This is a genomic window from Arthrobacter sp. Leaf141 (assembly GCF_001424565.1).
In the GTDB taxonomy this organism is placed as follows: domain Bacteria; phylum Actinomycetota; class Actinomycetes; order Actinomycetales; family Micrococcaceae; genus Arthrobacter.
The window spans coordinates 1-224 of record NZ_LMOL01000014.1; the positions used below are offsets into that span (position 1 = coordinate 1).

The 224-nt window shown below is 68.8% G+C and carries 1 pseudogene; it reads right to left on the reverse strand.

Annotated features, from left to right (window positions below):
• Window positions 1-224: pseudogene (locus ASF72_RS20600) on the reverse strand (HNH endonuclease signature motif containing protein); the annotation flags it as partial.

Below are 224 nucleotides of genomic sequence, written 5' to 3' on the forward strand. Positions count from 1 at the left end.
GGCCATGACCGGGACGGTGATCAGGACCTGCGCCCTGGGTACCGGAACATCACCCCAGGCCCTGGCCGAGGTAAACGGCGCCCCAGGGCTGGTGGCAGCGTCAGGCGTGGATCCGGCCTCCGTTCCAGAGGCGGTTTCCCCAGTGACAGCGCCAGCGGTGGTGTGTTGTGTGGGGGTGAGTCCGGCGGTGAGGAGGGCTTCGACGAGGTTATCGGCGCGGCGTT